Genomic DNA, 914 nt, shown 5'->3' with positions numbered 1-914 from the left:
AATTTGATCAAAAATTGCTCCCGCCTGTTAGTATGTAAACAACTAAATATTAACAGTTATGCAGGAGCAAAAGTCAAAAATAGAGAAAATCATCAATACATCAATTGACGAAATCAAACAAAAAATGCATTCGATTTGTGAAAAAGAGTATAAAAAGGAGCTGGACTTTGATTCTGCAATTGGATTTATCGGAAAAATAAAGGATTTAGTTGGCGAATTGGGTTGCCAAATATTGGAAGGGTATTTCGAGTCAAGGGATGAAGAGGTTCCTTCCATTGTTTTGGATGAAAGAAAGTATCTGAACAAGGGTAAAAGCCCAAAACAAATTGTGACATCATTGGGTAAAATCACTATCAACCGTAGCTATTACCAGCACCGCTCCGGTGGCAAGAGCCTTTTTCCGCTGGATGAAAACCTTGGAGTAAATGGCGAAATACTGATGCCTGATGTGAAAGAAGTAGTACTGTTTTCATGTGCTTACAACACGCCTGAAGAAAGTTCAAGGATGCTTGAAAAGTGCGGTTTCATAAAGCTTCACGCCACACAAATAAAAAATGCAGTAACAAGTACCAGTGAATTCTTGGAAGCTTCAGAACCAGGCATCATGAATAATGTTCGTCAGAATGAGAAAGAACCCTGCGCTGATATATTGGCATGCAGCCTTGATGGTGTGAATGTATTGTTGAACCAGCCCGGGAAGAAAAAAGGGAGGCCATTGGAACGCCCCACGGACAAGGGTGCGACTATCACGTCATCATCCTATAAAAATGCAATGTGCGGAAGTATTTCGCGCTACAACATAGTAGAAAAAGATGGTAAAAAAACACCGGATAGAACCAGTTCAAAATACATTGCCCGGATGCCCGAAGAACGTTACCCAACCTTTAAACGTGATTTTGAAAAAGAGTTGGAGG

1 protein-coding gene is annotated in these 914 nt (G+C 39.9%); it reads left to right on the top strand.

Going from position 1 to position 914, the window contains the following annotated elements:
• Window positions 1–58 precede the first annotated feature (58 nt).
• Window positions 59–914: UPF0236 family transposase-like protein (locus JIV24_RS22195; protein ID WP_200467277.1), on the top strand; the 856-nt coding region annotated here is incomplete at its 3' end.

Source organism: Carboxylicivirga marina, assembly GCF_016612505.1.
GTDB lineage: Bacteria > Bacteroidota > Bacteroidia > Bacteroidales > Marinilabiliaceae > Carboxylicivirga > Carboxylicivirga marina.
Note: the sequence above shows the minus strand (reverse complement) of the source record. Positions and strands in the feature narration are given on the sequence as shown.